We start from the raw sequence: 17,993 nt of genomic DNA, 5'->3' as shown, positions 1-17,993 counted from the left end.
TTACACAAATTTCGATGAAAGGCTGTAATTTTGTGATTCATCTTTCAACAAATCCCTGATTTTGAGCAGCTCCGGAAACACAAATCCCAAAAAAATCGTCATTTTCGCTTCAGGCAGTGGCACCAACGCCGAGAATATCATTAGATATTTTCAAAATTCGCCACTGGCAAAAGTAGAAGCCGTGTTTTGTAATCGCAGTAATGCCCCGGTTTTGAAGAAAGCTCACAAGCTTCAGGTGAAAGCGCTTCATTTTGACAGAGATGCTTTTTTTCATTCTAATGAAGTGCTTCATGTTTTAAAAGACATCAAACCAGATCTTATTGTATTGGCCGGATTCTTATGGATGGTGCCAAAAAATATATTGCAGGCATTTCCGAATAAAATCATCAACATTCACCCTGCCCTACTCCCTGCCTATGGCGGCAAGGGAATGTACGGAAGCGTGGTACATGAATCGGTGATTGCCAATAAAGAGAGGGAAAGCGGGATTAGTATTCATTATGTAAATGAAAAATACGACGAGGGAGAAATTATCTTCCAGGCAAAAACCCAAATAGATAATAACGACACTCCCGATGTGCTTGCGCAAAAAATTCACAAACTGGAGTACAGGCACTACCCCGAGGTGATTGAAAAAATACTTCAAAAATCACAGGTTTAGTGCATACAGCTCAGGTACACATTTACACCGATGGGGCGGCAAGGGGAAATCCGGGACCTGGCGGTTATGGCATTGTGATGGAATGGGTGGGAAAACCTTATAAAAAGGAATTTTCCCAGGGCTTTAAACACACCACCAATAACCGAATGGAATTACTTGCGGTGATCGAGGCTTTAAAAAAGTTAAAAAACCAGGGAACCAGGGCCATTGTCTTTACAGATAGCAAATATGTGGCCGATGCCGTGAATAAAGGCTGGGTTTTTGGCTGGGAGAAAAAGGCTTTTAAAGATCGTAAAAATGCCGATCTCTGGCAGGAGTTTTTAAAAATCTACAGGCAGCACCAGGTTAAATTTAAGTGGGTGAAAGGCCATAATGATCATCCTCAAAACGAACGTTGCGACCAGTTGGCCGTAGAAGCATCTAAAAAATCCAGATTGCTTATCGATAGCGGATTTACAGAAAATTAATTCACTTCAAGCCTTTTAAGACTTAAGGTTTATCTCTTGAAAAACAAACTGTATATTTGCAGCGCATTTTAAAATTTAATATGAGTAAATTATTGATAGTAGGCACCGTAGCCTTCGATGCCATTGAAACTCCCTTCGGAAAAACCGATAAAATTCTTGGAGGTGCCGGGACCTATATTGGTCTTTCGGCCGCACAATTCAATGTAGAGAGCGCAGTGGTATCGGTAGTGGGAGGAGATTTTCCGCAGGAATATTTAGACCTGTTAAGCCAGAATAACATAAATATAGAAGGGATAGAGGTTGTAAAGGATGGCAAAACCTTCTTTTGGAGCGGCCGCTATCACAACGATTTAAATACCCGCGACACGCTGGACACCCAATTAAATGTGCTGGCCGATTTTAATCCGGTAGTGCCAAATAGTTTTAAGAATGCTGAAGTTGTAATGCTGGGAAATCTTCATCCCCTGGTTCAGCTAAGCGTTTTAGAGCAGGTAGAGAATCCAAAACTTGTGGTTCTGGACACTATGAACTTTTGGATGGATAATAGCCTGGAAGAATTAAAGCAGGTTATCGCAAAGGTAGATGTAATCACTATAAACGACGAGGAAGCCAGGCAACTTTCGGGCGAGCATTCTTTGGTGAAAGCGGCACGTAAGATCGAGGAAATGGGTCCAAAATTCGTGGTGATTAAAAAAGGAGAACACGGCGCATTGCTTTTTCATAATAATGATATCTTCTTCGCTCCGGCACTACCGCTTGAAGAAGTTTTTGATCCAACCGGCGCCGGCGATACTTTTGCAGGCGGATTTTCGGGATATTTGGCCAAGTCCGGAGATTATTCTTTCGAAAATATGAAGAATGCCATCATTTATGGTTCGAATCTTGCTTCGTTTTGCGTGGAAAAATTTGGAACAGAGCGAATGCAGGACCTTAGTGACGAGGAAGTGCAGCAACGATTGGAGGAGTTTAAAAAACTAACCCAATTCGAAATAGAATTAACCTAAACTCGCGCCCTGATTTTTCAGGGCTTTTTTTATAGATAAAACTAAATACGGGAGTAAATTTTTGATATGAGTGACGCCATAAAACATGAATGCGGAATTGCCCAGGTTCGCCTGTTAAAACCCCTTGAATATTATAAGGAAAAGTATGGTACTGCCTTCTACGGTATAAACAAGATGTACCTCCTTATGGAGAAGCAACACAACCGTGGGCAGGATGGAGCCGGATTTGCCAGCATCAAAATAAACACCAGGCCCGGGGAACGCTATATTAGCAGGGTAAGATCGAATGCTGCGCAGCCTATTCAGGATATATTTGACCAGATCAACCAGCGCATAAACGACGAAATAAAACAAAACCCCGAATATGCCGATGATGTTGAGCTTCAGAAAAAACATCTGCCTTATATAGGTGAAGTGTTTTTGGGTCACGTTCGCTACGGAACCTTCGGAAAAAACAGTATTGAAAGCGTGCATCCGTTTTTGAGACAAAACAACTGGATGCACCGAAACCTTATCGTTGCCGGAAATTTCAATATGACCAATGTAAACCAGCTCTTCAATAACCTGGTAGACCTTGGCCAGCATCCAAAAGAAAAAGCCGATACGGTTACCGTGATGGAAAAGATTGGGCATTTCCTGGATTCTGAAGTGGAAAAACTCTACAAGAAGCTAAAAAAGCAGGGATTCTCGAAGGTAGAGGCTTCCCCTATGATTGCCAAACAGCTTAACGTAGCTAAGATTCTCAGAAAATCATCTAAAAACTGGGATGGTGGCTATGCAATGGCAGGATTACTAGGTCACGGTGATTCTTTTGTATTGCGTGACCCCGCAGGAATTAGACCCGCTTATTACTACAAAGATGATGAAGTGGTAGTAGTTGCCAGTGAACGACCGGTGATACAAACCGCTTTTAATGTGAATTATGAAGACATAAAAGAGCTGGACCCCGGTCACGCAATTATCACGAAAAAAGATGGCAGGGTTGACATTACTCAAATTATAGAGCCGCTGGAACGCAAAGCCTGTTCTTTTGAACGTATCTATTTTTCCCGCGGAAGCGATGCTGAAATATATAAGGAAAGAAAAATGCTGGGGCGCCTTCTTATGCCTGAAGTTTTAAAGTCGATTAATCACGACACTATAAACACCGTATTTTCTTTTATTCCTAACACAGCTGAAACCTCTTTCTACGGAATGGTTGAAGCTGCGCAGGATGAACTCAACAAGCAAAAGAACGAAGCAATCCTAGCTGAAAAAAATACGCTAACCGACTCGCGTCTTAGTGAGATCCTGGCCCATAGACTGCGTACCGAGAAAATCGCGATAAAGGATGCCAAGCTGCGAACTTTTATTACCGAAGATAGCAGCCGGGATGATCTGGTAGCCCACGTTTATGATGTAACCTATGGAGTTGTAAGACCTGAAGACAATCTGGTTATTATTGACGATAGCATCGTGAGAGGTACCACGCTTAAGAAAAGTATTCTAAGAATGCTGGACAGATTGAATCCAAAGCAGATTGTAGTAGTGTCTTCGGCGCCTCAAATTCGCTATCCCGATTGTTATGGTATAGATATGGCCAGATTGGAAGATTTAGTAGCCTTTAAAGCGGCTCTTGAACTTTTAAAGGAGAATAACCAGTATGAAATAGTTGAGGAGGTTTATGATAAATGCAAGAAACAGGTAGACCTGGATGATCGTGAAGTTCAAAACTTTGTAAAAGAAATTTATGAGCCTTTTAGTGATGAGCAAATTTCAGATAAAATCGCAGAGCTACTAAGCCCTCCAGACCTTAAGGCTGAAATAAAGGTAATTTACCAACGCGTGGAGAATTTACATAAAGCCTGTCCGAAAAATCTTGGAGATTGGTATTTCACAGGTAATTACCCCACTTTCGGTGGAAACCGGGTGGTGAACAGGGCTTTCATCAATTTTTATGAGGGAAATAAAGACAGGGCATATTAAACAAATTGCTCTTTATCAAATAATTAAGCCTTTTGTCTAAAATATTTTTTTAAAAGTATAACTGAACTTACTTTAGTATCACCATAACATAAGTAGGTTAAGTTCATGGTAGATTTGGGGCAAAGAAAGGTGGATCTAAAATCCGCCTTTTTTTATGAAATCCAGGTGTTGTGTAAGGTAAATCTTACACATTTAAAATACAAAGTGAATTTCATCAAGTATATTGGAACTTGATCTAATTTTCTTTAACACAATGTTTTAAAGCTTTACTTTAGTATCACCATAACATAAGTAGGTTAAGTTCATGGTAGATTTGGGGCAAAAAAAGGTGGATCAAAAATCCGCCTTTTTTTATGTGGTTTCGCTTCCTGAAAAATCCGGTTTTAAACAAGAATCTAATCATTAAGTTGCAGAATCCTCTCATTAAATTAATCCAGAAACCTCATTTTAAGTATTTTATCTAATTTTTAGGTTTTTCATCTAAAAGTTTATTAAGCAAAGATTTTTCGGTTTACTTTAGTATCACCATAACATAAGTAGGTTAAGTTCATGGTAGATTTGGGGCAAAGAAAGGTGGATCTAAAAAGTCCGCCTTTTTTTATGGAAAAAATTCAGCAAAAAAAATAAGGGCTGCTCATTTTACGAGCAGCCCTTATCGCTTCTAACAATTAATAATAATTATTTTGCTTTTGCATATCGGCTTCCTACTTCTTTCCAATCTATCACATTAAAGAAAGCATCGATATAGTCGGGACGACGATTTTGGTAGTTTAGGTAGTACGCGTGCTCCCAAACATCCAGTCCAAGTATTGGAGTTCCTCCACAGCCAACACCGGGCATTAAAGGATTATCCTGGTTTGGAGTTGAGCAGATTTCAACTTTACCACCTTCGTGTACACAAAGCCAGGCCCATCCAGATCCAAACTGACCGGCGGCGGCTTTTGCAAACTCATCTTTGAAAGCTTCGAACGAACCAAAAGCTGTATCTATAGCCTTGGCCAATTCACCTTCAGGCTTACCGCCTCCATCGGGAGACATAATTTCCCAGAAAAGATTGTGGTTAAAATAACCTCCACCATTATTTCTAACGGCAGTATTGGATTTATCCAGGTTTTTCAGAATATTTTCTATAGTTTTTCCTTCAAGGTCGGTACCCTGAATGGCATCATTTAATTTACTGGTATAGCCCGCATGATGTTTCCCGTGGTGAATTTCCATGGTTTTTGCATCAATATGAGGCTCAAGTGCATCAAAAGAATATTTCAATTTTGGTAACTCAAAAGCCATAATTAATTATTTTTTTAGTGATTAGTACTTCTGTTAACTCCCAAATTTAGGCATCTCAGCCATTTTTAAAAACATTTTAATGTTATAATATACTTAAAAGAAAAGCCTATTCTTACAGATATTTTATTTTATCTTTAAAGTTTAACTCACAGTCAAGAATTTTTCTTTTTGAACATTCATTTCAATATTTATAATGCATCGGCAGGATCGGGAAAAACCTTCACCCTGGTAAAGGAATATCTCTCTTTGCTTTTCACCGCTTCCCAGCCTGAAACTTATCGAAATATCCTGGCCATCACCTTTACCAATAAGGCGGTAGCCGAAATGAAAACCCGAATTATCGAGAGCCTTCAGGATTTTTCTTCCGAAGAAATTTCAGAAAACGGGAAGCAACTTTTGCTCGAAGTCTCGAGACACACCGGTTTGGAGGAAGAGGAAATCAGGAGAAAATCGGCTATTATTTTAAAAAGCATCATTCATAACTATGCAGCTTTCGAGGTTTCTACTATAGATGGTTTCACACACCGGGTTCTAAGAACCTTTGCTAAAGACCTGGATCTTCCCGTGAATTTTGAGGTGGTTTTGAACACCCGGCAAATATTACTGGAGGCCGTTGAAAGCCTTATAAGCAAAGCCGGGACCGATAAAACTTTAACCCAAATTCTTTTAAATTTTGCCCTGGCCAAAGCCGATGATGATAAAAGCTGGGATATTACCCGGGATCTCTTTAGCATATCAGAACTTTTGATAAAAGAGACCAGCCAGCAGGCCCTTGCCTTATTAAAAAATAGGAAACCAGAAGATTTTAGCGCCTTTTCTGAAAAAATAAAGCAAAAGCGGGAAAACCTCAATGAAGAAAACAGAAAACTGGCCACAGAATTTTTCGACTTACTACAACATAACAATTTAGAAGAAGGCGATTTTAGCAGGGGTTCGGTTCCAAAATATTTTGCCAAACTTCTAAATGATGAGAATGCGGGGAAATACGATCAGGATTGGGTGAAAAACATAGCTTCTAAGCCACTCTACCCAAAGAAAATTCCTGCCTTTAAACAGGCTACGATAGATGAGCTTCAGCCTGAAATTGTTCAGCTTTTCGAGCAAACCAGGGCTAACTGGTATGAATTTGAACTTTTAAAAGAGGTAAGCCGGCACCTGGTGCAGCTCTCTCTGCTTAATGCCATAAACCAGGAGCTCGAACTCATAAAAAAAGATCGCAACCAATTATTGATTTCAGAATTTAATCCGCGAATAAGCAAAGAAGTAAAAAACCAGCCTGCACCCTTCATTTATGAGCGACTTGGCGAACGCTATAAGCACTATTTTATCGATGAATTCCAGGATACCTCCCAACTGCAATGGGAAAATTTAATTCCTTTAATAGACCATAGTTTAAGTGGGGGCGAAAATATTCAGGAAGCGGCCAGCTTAATGCTGGTAGGTGATGCCAAACAATCGATTTATAGATGGCGGGGTGGGAAAGCAGAACAATTCATCGAGCTATACGCCAACAAAAATCACAACCCTTTTGTAATTGAAAAAACCATCAATAATTTACCCGATAATTATCGCAGTGGCAGCACAATTGTGAATTTCAATAACGATTTTTTCAAATTTGCGGCTGGGAGACTCGATAACCCGGAGTATCAAAATCTTTATGAAGGCTGTGGACAACAGCCAAAAAAAGGAGATTTTGGCTATGTAAACTTAAATTTTATCGAAGCTGAAAATAAGGCTGAAGAAGATGAAATTTATCCGCAAAAAGTACTTGAAATCATCCAATCCCTTACCGAAAAAGATTATGAACGCAACGATATTTGCATTCTAACACGAAGCAGGAAAGAGGGAGTCACGGTAGCAACTTTTCTTAGCGAGAATAATGTGCCGGTTATTTCTTCTGAAACACTTTTAATTGCCAATGCTCCCGAAGTAAATTTCATCAATGCATTGCTTCAGTTTTCAATCAGGCCCAAAGACAAAGGTCTTAAACTAAAGATTTTCGACTTTTTAAGCGATTATTTGAACCTGGAAAATCCGTTTGCTGTTATTTCAGAATATATTGATACAGAAGCCGAATCATTTTTTACTTGGCTTAAAGATTATGATATAGTTTTCGAAATTAACCGGTTAAAGCATTTGAATCTTTATGAAGCAGCCGAATACATAATTTCGAGTTTTAAACTCATAGAACAATCTAATGCCTACCTGCAATTTTATTTAGACTACATTTTTGAATTCGGCAATGAAACTGCGGGAAGCCTGGGTGATTTTCTTGAACAATGGGAGCAGGACAAAGATTCCCTGAGTATAGTGGTTCCCGAAGAAGAAAATGCCGTAAAAATTATGACCATTCATAAATCTAAAGGTCTTGAATTTCCGGTGGTTATTTATCCCTATGCCAACACCGATTTTAGTGACACTAAACGTGATAAGCTTTGGGTTCCTTTAGAGCCGCCGCTTAATGACATTCCTATAAGTTATATGAATGCTTCAGAAAAAATGCTGAATTGGGGTGAGATGCCGGCCGCGGCCTATACCCGGTTGCTGCACGAAAATCAGCTGGATAGTTTAAATGTATTTTATGTGGCCTGCACCAGGGCATCCAGCCAGCTTTATATACTTTCAAAAAGAGATTTAAATAAAACGGGGGAAGAATATCCAAATAGACTCTCTGGCTGGCTTATCGCTTACTTAAAGAATTGCGATAAGTGGGGAGACTCCAATGAATATGAATTCGGGGAAATTCCTCTTCCGAAGAAAAAGAAAGCCAGACCTCAGTCATTTCAGCAGGAGAAATTTTATTCTACAAATACGGCAAACACCAGCATAGAAATTGTAACCCGATCGGGGGCCTTGTGGGACAGCAAGCAGGAAGAAGCCATAGAAAAAGGTGAAATTCTGCACGAAATCCTGGCGATGATTAATGATAAAAACGATCTTACTACGGCAATGGACAGAGCTGAAAATTTAGGTTTAATCACGGCGACTCAGCGGGAGAAGATATCAGAAGTAGTTCAGAAGATTGTGAATCATCCCCAGCTATCAACATATTACGAGCCGGGAATTCACAATTATAATGAAAGAGATATTTTAAGCCCAACCGGAGAGCGGTTGCGACCCGACCGGCTGAATTTTGAAGAAAAAAGGGTTCATATTCTGGATTATAAAACCGGAAAACCAGACCCAAAACATTCGGTTCAAATTAATCAATACGCCCAGGCATTGGAAGAAATGGGATTTGAAATAGGAAATAAAATAATAGTTTACACAAATAAAAATCTGGAAATTAGGCTTGTTTAAAAGATGCCTAAATTTGCAAAAAACAGAAAATATGTACGGAAAAATAAAAGAACATCTTCAAACCGAACTCGAAGAGATCAAAGAAAACGGATTGTTTAAAAAAGAACGCATCATCACCGGCCCTCAGGATGCCGTGATCAAAATCTCAACCGGGCAGGAAGTGATTAATTTCTGCGCTAACAATTATCTGGGGCTTTCTTCACACCCCGAGGTAATTCAGGCAGCAAAAGATACTATGGATACGCACGGTTTCGGGATGTCGAGCGTTCGGTTTATCTGCGGGACCCAGGACATACACAAACAACTGGAAAAAAAGATCGCCGATTTCTACGGAACCGAAGACACCATTTTATATGCCGCCTGCTTCGATGCCAATGGAGGGATTTTCGAACCTCTTTTTACTGCTGAAGACGCCATAATTTCAGACTCCCTGAATCACGCTTCGATTATAGATGGAGTGCGTTTGTGTAAAGCGGCCCGCTACCGCTACCAGAACGGGAATATGGATGATCTTGAAAAGCAATTGCAGGCAGCCAATGAAAAAGGCGCGCGTTTCAAAATTATAGTAACCGACGGGGTTTTCTCTATGGATGGCCTTGTTGCCCCATTAGATGAAATTTGCGACCTGGCCGATAAATATGACGCCCTGGTAATGATAGACGAATGCCACGCCACCGGATTTATAGGTGAAAAAGGAATTGGCACCCTGGAGGAGAAAAATGTACTGGGTCGGGTAGACATTATTACCGGAACATTAGGAAAAGCCCTCGGGGGAGCGATGGGAGGCTATACCACGGCAAAGAAAGAAATCATCGAGATGCTTCGGCAGCGATCGCGACCTTATTTATTTTCCAATTCCCTGGCCCCGGCTATAGTTGGTGCTTCCTTAAAAGTATTCGATCTAATTGAAAAAGATGCCAGCCTAAGAAATAAGCTGAAGGAGAATACCAAATATTTCAAAAAAGGAATTAAAGATGCCGGTTTTGATATCATAGACGGCGATGCAGCGATTGTCCCTGTAATGCTATACGATGCCAAATTATCACAAAATATGGCCGATAAACTTCTGGAAGAAGGCATTTACGTAATTGGTTTCTTTTATCCGGTAGTGCCTAAAGAAAAGGCGAGAATACGGGTACAGCTCTCGGCTGCACATGAAAAAGAACATTTAGATAAAGCTATTGCGGCATTTACTAAAGTGGGCAAAGAATTAGGGGTTATTTAAAAAACCCAAGCCCAATAAGCGAATCCGATTTTTTTAACATTTAAAGAAAATCAGGAGAGGCTTTATAATTTAAAATCAGGCTTTGAAGCGTAAATTTCAAAGCCTGATTTTTGTTAAAAAAGGGGCCAGGATTTAGGTAAATCGCTTGGAAATACCCGTCAATCAAGGGTTTATTAAGAAAACTTTATTATTTCGGGCTTTGTTAATATTCAATTAGCATCTACTTTTGTTAACAATTAACACTTAAAACTAAACTATTGAATATGAAACATCTTAGCACATTCTTAATGGCTGCTATGTTGGTTTTGGGACTTAGCACCACCGCTAACGCTCAGGACGCCAACAATCCCTGGTCTATTAGTTTACAGGCCAACGCAGTAGACTTCTATCCAACCGGTGAAGATTCTCCACTAGGAGGAACTTTCGATCAATATTTTAATGTGGGTGACCACTGGAACATTATTCCCGCTATTTCAAAAGTATCTGTAGGTAGATATATTGGTGGCGGTTTTGTTTTTGAACTTGCCGGTAGTTTAAACCAAATAGACAAATATGGAGATATGGCTGCAGGAGACCTGTCTTACTATGCAGTAGACGGATCTTTTGATTACAGCCTTCGCGCTGCACTTAACGACGGGTGGTTTGATCCTGTTCTTGGTGTAGGTGGTGGTTATACCTGGATAGGAGATGGTGGAGACCTTCCAATTTCAGGACTTAGCGCTCCTACCTTAAATGGAAAACTTGGACTTAACTTCTGGCTTTCAGACAACATAGCCATAGGAGTTGAATCTAAGTACAAACACGTATTCGAAACCGATATGGCTACGCACTTCCAGCATTCAGCCGGGGTTAAGTTTGTATTCGGTGGAACCGATACCGATGGTGACGGAATCTATGACAAAGATGATGAATGTCCTGAAACTCCTGGTCTTCCAGAATTTAACGGATGTCCTGACTCTGATGGTGATGGAATCCCAGATCATTTAGATGCCTGTCCTGATACCCCAGGTTTAGCTGAGTTCGACGGATGTCCTGATACCGATGGTGACGGAATCCCAGATCCAGACGATGAGTGTCCAGAAGTTGCCGGACTTCCTGAATTTAACGGATGTCCTGATACCGATGGTGATGGTGTGCCAGATCCAGAAGATGAGTGTCCGGAAGAAGCAGGACCAGTTGAAAATAACGGATGTCCTTACGAAGATCGTGATGGTGACGGTGTATTAGATAAAGACGATGAATGTCCTGATACTCCCGGAACTGTTGAAAACAACGGTTGTCCAGAGCCAGACGTAGAAGTTATTTCTGAACTTAACGAGTACTCAAAAACTGTACTTTTCGATCTAAACAAAGCTACTATCAGACAGGAGTCTGAAGAAGCTCTTCAATCTATCGCCGATATTATGGAAGAGTATCCAAATACTATTTTCCATATTGAAGGACACACCGATAGCACCGGAAGCGACCAGTACAACCTTCAACTTTCTAAAGAGCGTGCTGCTTCAGTGAAAGAATGGTTACAAAACGCCGGTATCCCTGCCAACAGATTAACTTCTGAAGGTTACGGTGAGTCAAGACCGATTGCAACCAACAATACTGCAGCCGGAAGACAGGATAACCGTCGTGTTGAAATTTCTTTAGATAAAGACAAGGAAATGAGAAACACCGATAATTCTCAAAACCAGCAATAAAAATTTGCTGAAATTATAAAGGAAAACGCCCCGATTCGTCGGGGCGTTTTTTATTTTTATAAAATGAGATCATTTATATCGGGGGTTCTTAGTCAATTGCTGGAAACCCAGGAAAACATTTCCGAATTAAGCTTTATTCTTCCCAGTAAAAGAGCGGGTTCATTTCTTCTGAAAGAACTGGCTCAATTAAGCGATAAAACCCTGTTTGCTCCAAAAATCTACAGTATAGAAGATTATGCTGAAGAAATTGCAGGCCTTAAGAGTATAGATAATACCATCTCGCTTTTTGAGTTTTACGAAACCTACAAAAGTCTCACTCCAGAAGCCGAAATTGAAGATTTTGAAACTTTTACCCCCTGGGCCCAAAGCCTCCTGCATGATTTTAATGAAATTGACAGGTACCTAATCGATGCCGAACATTTCTTTTCTAATCTCTCCAGAATTCAGGATTTGGAACATTGGTCTCTTCAACCCGAAAAAACCGGGCTTATCGAGAATTACCTGAAATTCTGGAATAGGCTTCCGGAATATTACGCAGCTTTAAAAGATCGCCTGTTAGCACAGCAAACCGCCTACCAGGGGCTGGTTTACAGAACCGCGGCTGAAGCGGTAGAAACTTACGCCAACAGCCTTCAGAATAAACATATTTTCATTGGGTTTAATGCCCTGAACCAGGCTGAGCAAAAAATTATTCAGCATTTGCTTCAGCAGGAAAAAGCCTTGATTTTTTGGGATATAGACCAGGTTTTTATCGGGGATCAAAAACACGGCGCTTCCCTATTCATTAGGGAATACCTAAAGAACTGGGAGTACTACCGTGAAAATCCGCGGCCTGAATTTCCCAAAGTGTATGCTGAAGAAAAAAAGATTCAAATCACGGGTGTTCCTAAAAACATAGGGCAGGCGAAATATTTAGGAGAGATTTTATCGAATTATTCTGAAGCAGAATTAAAAAACACCGCTGTAATTCTGGGCGAAGAAGAACTTTTGGTTCCTGTTTTGAATTCACTGCCACCAAATGTGGCAAAGCTAAATATTACGATGGGCTTTCCGCTTAAGAGCACCCCGCTGCAATCCCTTTTTGAAAAGATCTTTCAGCTTAATTTAAAATCGCATTCGGGCTATTATTATAAAGATGTAATCGCGATTTTAAGCCATCCTGCGTTACAGGCAGTACTGGGAAAAACTTCAGAAGAATTTATTCAAAATATTCATAGCGAAAATCTGGTCTATCTCAATAAAAAGAGTATCACAGCCGGTTTTTCAGAAAAATCGGCCGGGATTATTTCGGCATTATTCTACCAAAAAGAACTGAGCATTTCTGAAATTCTAGAGAATTTTCAATTTCTAATTCAGGAAATCAAAACGGTTTACAAAGAAAATAATGAGCTGCTAAATCTTGAAATACTTTACCGCTACCATCAATTATTCAATAAACTAAGCAACTTACAGGCAGCCTATCCGCATATTAAGAGCTTAAAAAGCCTGCAGAGGTTTTTTAGAGAACTTTCGGCAACAGAAAGTCTGGATTTTCAAGGAAAGCCTTTTACCGGCTTACAACTTATGGGAATGCTTGAGAGCAGGGCTTTAGATTTTGAAAACGTGATAATCACTTCACTTAACGAAGGGGTGTTACCCGCAGGAAAATCGGCTAATTCATTTATTCCCTACGAGCTCAAAAAAGAATTTGGTTTGCCTACCTACCGTGAAAAAGATGCAGTCTATACCAATCATTTTTACAGGCTATTGCAGCGCGCCAAAAATGTGCATTTATTATATAATACAGAATCTGCCGGACTCAATGCCGGGGAAAAAAGCAGGTTTATCACCCAATTACAGGTTGAACACCAAAAAAAACATAGTTTAATTCAGAACCTGGTGAGCCCTTCGGTACCTGCTCTGGAGAAGAGATTGAAACGTATTGAAAAAACCCCTGAAATTATTCAAAAATTAAAATCTCTGGCAGCTTCGGGTTTTAGCCCTTCGGCATTAACTACTTATATTCGAAATCCTATAGATTTCTATTACCAGTATGTACTCGGGGTTAGGGATGAAGAAGAGGTAGAAGAAACTGTTGCGGCCAACACACTGGGTACCGTAATTCACGATAGTTTAGAAAATTTCTACAAACCCCTGGAAGGTCAAATTTTAAGCCTTGAGCACGCCCGGGAATTTTTAAAACGCGTTCCCCGGGAGGCAGAAGATCAGTTCAAAAAAACTTATTCCAAAGGCCCGATGGATAAGGGAAAAAATCTGATAATTTTCGAAATAGCCAAGCGCTATCTTGGCAATTTTCTAAAGCTCGAAATCAAAAGATTACAGGATGGAGAGCAGATTAAAATTCAACAAATTGAAAATAATCTTAAAACAGCTTTAAGTGTTGAGAAGCTCGATTTTCCTGTATATATTCGCGGCAAGGTAGACCGGGTTGAAATTTCGAACGGCACCACCCGGATAATCGATTATAAGACCGGGAAAGTTAGTCAGAATCAGATTGAAATAACAGACTGGCAGGCTTTATGTACCGATTACGACAAATACAGCAAAAGTTTCCAGGTACTTACCTACGCCAGCTTAATTGAAAATACTATATCGTTTGAAGGCCCTGTAGAGGCAGGAATCATTTCGTTTAAAAATTTAAGATCAGGATTCTTAAAATTCGCAAAAAAAGATTCGCCCCACCAGAGAACCGGGAAAAAAACTAATATCGATACCGAAATTCTCACTGCATTCCAGGAAGAATTGAAGAATTTAATAGTGGAAATTTGTGACCCGAACGTGGCTTTTGAGGAAAAGGAAATTAAAGAATTTTATGGAACTTACTAAAGAAACCAACCTTCAAATTGAAGGAAAACACAATAAGCCAATACTGGCCGATCTTATTTTTAAAGACGATAACAAACCCAAACCGATAATCATTTTTTGCCACGGATATAAAGGCTTTAAAGATTGGGGAGCCTGGGATAAAATGGGTGAATTTTTTGCTGAAAACGGCTATTTCTTTGTGAAATTCAACTTCAGCCATAACGGCACCAGCCCCGAGAGCCCAACCGAATTTCTTAATATCGAGGCCTTTGGCGACAATAATTACACAAAGGAACTCGACGATTTACAAAGTGTTTTAGACTGGGTACTTCTACCCGATTTTAGCCAGGCGCGTCAAATTGAGGCTGGAAATATCAATCTAATCGGTCATTCCCGCGGTGGGGCAATCGCCGTACTCAAGGCGGCCGAAGAAAAACGATTTACCCGTTTAATAACACTGGCAGCGGTGAGTGATTTTGCTTCCCGTTTTCCGAAGGGAAAACAACTCGAAGCCTGGGAAAAAAAGGGCGTGCAGTATATCACGAACACCCGTACCAAACAGCAACTGCCCCATCATTACCAGTTCTATAAGAATTTTAAGGAAAATAAAGAGCGCTTAAATATTCAAAAAGCAGCTAAAAAGCTCGATGTGCCTCATTTAATTGCCCACGGAAGCAATGACACCACCGTAAGCATTGGCGATGCCGGAAATCTTTTCGAGTGGAGTCCGGCCTCTAAACTGCTCCTGGTTGAGAATGCCGACCACGTTTTTGGTATTTCCCATCCCTGGAAAAAAGAAGAACTTACCAAAGAATTTCAGCATGTGCTAAACCGCAGCCTGGAATTCTTAAAAGCCGACGCCCAGCAATTAATGGACGAGTACCTGGATAACGACTAAATTTTAAGATGTTTATATTTTAAAACCACCTGAACGGGTGGTTTTTTTTATGAAATAGCTTCCAGATATTTATACTTTTCTGAACTTTATTAACTTTAGGTAATTTAAATTGTGTGTTACTGAAGCATCGGGGGAACCGATGAGCTTTTGGTCATAATATTTAAATTTAGGGAGGAAAAACGAAAGAGTGACCGAAAGTAAAAAACAACCGAAAATAAAAAAACCACCGCGAAAACGGTGGTTTTTGGTGAAGAATATCGCCCCGAAGCATCGGGGGAACCGATGAGCTTTTGGTCATAATATTTAAATTTAGGGAAAGAAAAGCGAAAGAATGAGGGAAAGTAAAAAACAACCGGAAACAAAAAAACCACCGCGAAAACGGTGGTTTTTGGTGAAGAATATCGCCCCGAAGCATCGGGGGAACCGATGAGCTTTTGGTCATAATATTTAAATTTAGGGAAAGAAAAGCGAAAGTGTGACGGAAAGTAAAAAACAACCGGAAACAAAAAAACCACCGCGCAAACGGTGGTTTTTGGTGGAGAATATCGCCCCGAAGCATCGGGGGAACCGATGAGCTTTTGGTCATAATATTTTAAATTTAGGGAAAGAAAAGCGAAAGAATGAGGGAAAGTAAAAAACAACCGGAAACAAAAAAACCACCGCGAAAACGGTGGTTTTTGGTGGAGAATATCGGAGTCGAACCGATGACCTTTTGGCTGCCAGCCAAACGCTCTAGCCAGCTGAGCTAATCCCCCATAACTGAGTGGCAAATGTAATAATAATTTTCTTTTTGAAAAGAAGCCTGTATAAATTTTTCTGAATAAAAAATGATTCAATTAGCAAAGACCGCCCAGCTCTCTGAAATAAAACAACTAACCGAAGCCTGCGCCCATAGCTTGCAGCAGCTGGGAATCTTTCAGTGGAATGAAAACTATCCTTCTCTAAGCAGGCTTCAACAGGATATAGATAACGAAGAACTCTATGTATTTATAGAAAATGATGAAGTTTTGGGAATAGTCGCGCTATCTACCCAAATGGATGAGGTCTATAAACCGGTAAACTGGCTTACTGGCACTTCAAATCATTTATATGTTCACAGATTAGCGGTAAGACCCGATAAATGGGGCCGGGGCATAGCCACAAAACTGATGGATTTTGCCGAAAATTTCGCCCAAACCCTGGGATGCAACTCTATACGACTTGACACCTTTAGCCAGAACAAGCGAAACCAGAAATTTTATGACGCCAGGGGTTACTTTAAATTAGAAGACATTTATTTTCCAGAAAAAAGCGAACACCCGTTTCATTGCTATGAATTGATATTATAAGCTAACTTTGAACCCCAAAAAGCAGTTTTTGGAAGCCTCAGTTAGTTTTAAAAATATCAACAGAATCGCCATTCCGGCCATTATTGCCGGGATTGCAGAGCCGCTCATTTCCCTAACCGACATTGCGGTAATTGGAAATGTGGAAAATAATCCGGTTGAAGCTTTGGCGGCAGCGGGGATCGTGGGCTCTTTTCTTTCGGCGATTATCTGGATAGTTGCACAAACCAAAACGGCAATTTCAGCTATAGTTTCCCAGCATTTGGGCGCGAATCGGTTGCACGCGGTAAAAACCTTAATTCCGCAGGCGATTTATTTCAATTTCGCCTTTAGCCTGGTGATTTATTTCACCACTGCATTCTTTGCTGAAGCTATTTTTAGCGCCTATAATGCAGAGGGTCTCATTTTAAGTTATTCTGAAGAATATTATCAAATTCGGGCCCTGGGCTACCCGCTTACCCTGGTAACCTTTGCAATTTTTGGGGTTTTCAGAGGTTTGCAAAATACGCTTTGGGCGATGAAATGCAGCCTGGCCGGTGCTTTTGTAAATGTAGGCCTCGACTTTCTCCTGGTGTATGGCATAGAAGGCATTATTCCTGCGATGCATTTAAAAGGGGCGGCATACGCCAGCCTGGCGGCCCAGGCTACCATGTTAATTATGGCCCTCTGGTTTTTCTTTAAAAAAACGCCTTTTCATTTAAAGCTGAGCCTGAATATTAATCCGCGGCTTAAAGCTTTGCTCTTGATGGCCGCCAACCTATTTGTGCGCACCGCAGCCCTAAATTTTGCCATCTACCTCGCAAACGCATACGCCACAGATTATGGCAAAAATTACATCGCTGCACAGAGTATTTTGATGAACATCTGGCTGTTTTTTAGCTTTTTTATCGATGGCTACGCCAATGCCGGTAATGCCATAGGCGGAAAACTTCTCGGGGCCCGTGACTATAAAAGTTTGTGGGAACTAAGCAAAAGAATAAGCAAATATTCCATTCTCATTGCTCTAATTTTAATGTTTCTCTGCGGAATCTTCTATAATCATATAGGCCTGATTTTTAACAAAGAAGCAGCGGTGCTAGCCCTGTTCTCTTCGGTATTCTGGATCGTTTTACTGATGCAACCCGTAAATGCTATCGCTTTTATGTTCGACGGAATATTCAAAGGCCTGGGTGAGGCCAAATATCTTCGGAATTTACTCCTGGTTGCAACCTTTTTAGGCTTTACCCCCACCTTATTGATTTCAGATTATCTTGGACTTCAACTTTACGGAATCTGGATCGCGTTTTTTGTATGGATGCTCATTCGAAGCAGCGCCCTGGTGATCCAATTCCGAAGAAAATACCTGCATAAAGAAGTGTGAAGCTT

General features: G+C 40.5%; 12 protein-coding genes and 1 tRNA gene. 11 read left to right on the top strand and 2 right to left on the bottom strand.

What is annotated here, in order from left to right; translation table 11 throughout:
* Positions 1-61 precede the first annotated feature (61 nt).
* The 4 genes from purN to ACW6QP_RS01465 all read left to right on the top strand — a co-directional run bounded on the left by purN (position 62) and on the right by ACW6QP_RS01465 (position 4,097).
* Positions 62-661, top strand: coding sequence for a phosphoribosylglycinamide formyltransferase (gene purN / locus ACW6QP_RS01480; protein WP_457909057.1), 600 nt, complete (start codon positions 62-64; stop codon positions 659-661).
* The gene (rnhA, locus tag ACW6QP_RS01475) at positions 661-1,128 is read left to right on the top strand and encodes a ribonuclease HI (RefSeq protein ID WP_457909056.1); all 468 of its coding nucleotides are present in this window, start codon (positions 661-663) and stop codon (positions 1,126-1,128) included. The genes purN and rnhA overlap by 1 nt, the downstream gene beginning before the upstream one ends.
* Before the next feature lie 80 nt (positions 1,129-1,208).
* The gene (locus tag ACW6QP_RS01470; RefSeq protein WP_457909055.1) at positions 1,209-2,132 is read left to right on the top strand and encodes a PfkB family carbohydrate kinase; all 924 of its coding nucleotides are present in this window, start codon (positions 1,209-1,211) and stop codon (positions 2,130-2,132) included.
* 66 nt (positions 2,133-2,198) lie between these two features.
* Positions 2,199-4,097: an amidophosphoribosyltransferase gene (locus ACW6QP_RS01465; RefSeq protein ID WP_457909054.1), complete on the top strand. Its 1,899-nt coding sequence runs from the start codon at positions 2,199-2,201 to the stop codon at positions 4,095-4,097.
* Positions 4,098-4,775: 678 nt separating this feature from the next.
* On the opposite strand, the gene ACW6QP_RS01460 is transcribed toward ACW6QP_RS01465, so the two are convergent.
* On the bottom strand, positions 4,776-5,384 hold the full coding sequence (locus ACW6QP_RS01460; RefSeq protein WP_457909053.1) for a superoxide dismutase: 609 nt from the start codon (positions 5,382-5,384) through the stop codon (positions 4,776-4,778).
* 168 nt (positions 5,385-5,552) lie between these two features.
* On the opposite strand from ACW6QP_RS01460, the gene ACW6QP_RS01455 reads away from it, so the two are divergent.
* From ACW6QP_RS01455 to ACW6QP_RS01435, 5 genes are all read left to right on the top strand, one after another.
* Entirely contained in the window at positions 5,553-8,684 is a 3,132-nt protein-coding gene (locus ACW6QP_RS01455) for a UvrD-helicase domain-containing protein (RefSeq protein ID WP_457909052.1), read from the top strand.
* 31 nt (positions 8,685-8,715) lie between these two features.
* A complete protein-coding gene (kbl, locus tag ACW6QP_RS01450; protein ID WP_457909051.1) occupies positions 8,716-9,909 on the top strand; it encodes a glycine C-acetyltransferase in 1,194 nt (397 codons plus the stop codon).
* A gap of 263 nt (positions 9,910-10,172) precedes the next feature.
* A complete protein-coding gene (locus tag ACW6QP_RS01445; protein WP_457909050.1) occupies positions 10,173-11,600 on the top strand; it encodes an OmpA family protein in 1,428 nt (475 codons plus the stop codon).
* Between the two features lie 63 nt (positions 11,601-11,663).
* The gene (locus tag ACW6QP_RS01440) at positions 11,664-14,426 is read left to right on the top strand and encodes a PD-(D/E)XK nuclease family protein (protein WP_457909049.1); all 2,763 of its coding nucleotides are present in this window, start codon (positions 11,664-11,666) and stop codon (positions 14,424-14,426) included.
* Positions 14,413-15,303 carry an alpha/beta hydrolase family protein gene (locus ACW6QP_RS01435; protein ID WP_457909048.1) on the top strand — a complete coding sequence of 297 codons (891 nt, stop codon included), beginning with the start codon at positions 14,413-14,415 and terminating at the stop codon, positions 15,301-15,303. The genes ACW6QP_RS01440 and ACW6QP_RS01435 overlap by 14 nt, the downstream gene beginning before the upstream one ends.
* 678 nt (positions 15,304-15,981) lie before the next feature.
* Here ACW6QP_RS01435 and ACW6QP_RS01430 read toward each other — a convergent pair.
* Positions 15,982-16,058: transfer RNA gene (locus ACW6QP_RS01430), tRNA-Ala, on the bottom strand.
* A gap of 72 nt (positions 16,059-16,130) precedes the next feature.
* Here ACW6QP_RS01430 and ACW6QP_RS01425 point away from each other — a divergent pair.
* Positions 16,131-16,631: a GNAT family N-acetyltransferase gene (locus ACW6QP_RS01425; protein ID WP_457909047.1), complete on the top strand. Its 501-nt coding sequence runs from the start codon at positions 16,131-16,133 to the stop codon at positions 16,629-16,631.
* Between the two features lie 28 nt (positions 16,632-16,659).
* On the top strand, positions 16,660-17,988 hold the full coding sequence (locus ACW6QP_RS01420) for an MATE family efflux transporter (protein ID WP_457909414.1): 1,329 nt from the start codon (positions 16,660-16,662) through the stop codon (positions 17,986-17,988).
* Positions 17,989-17,993 lie beyond the last annotated feature (5 nt).

The organism is Salegentibacter haimaensis (assembly GCF_054121495.1).
This window is presented reverse-complemented; position numbering and strand designations above follow the sequence as displayed.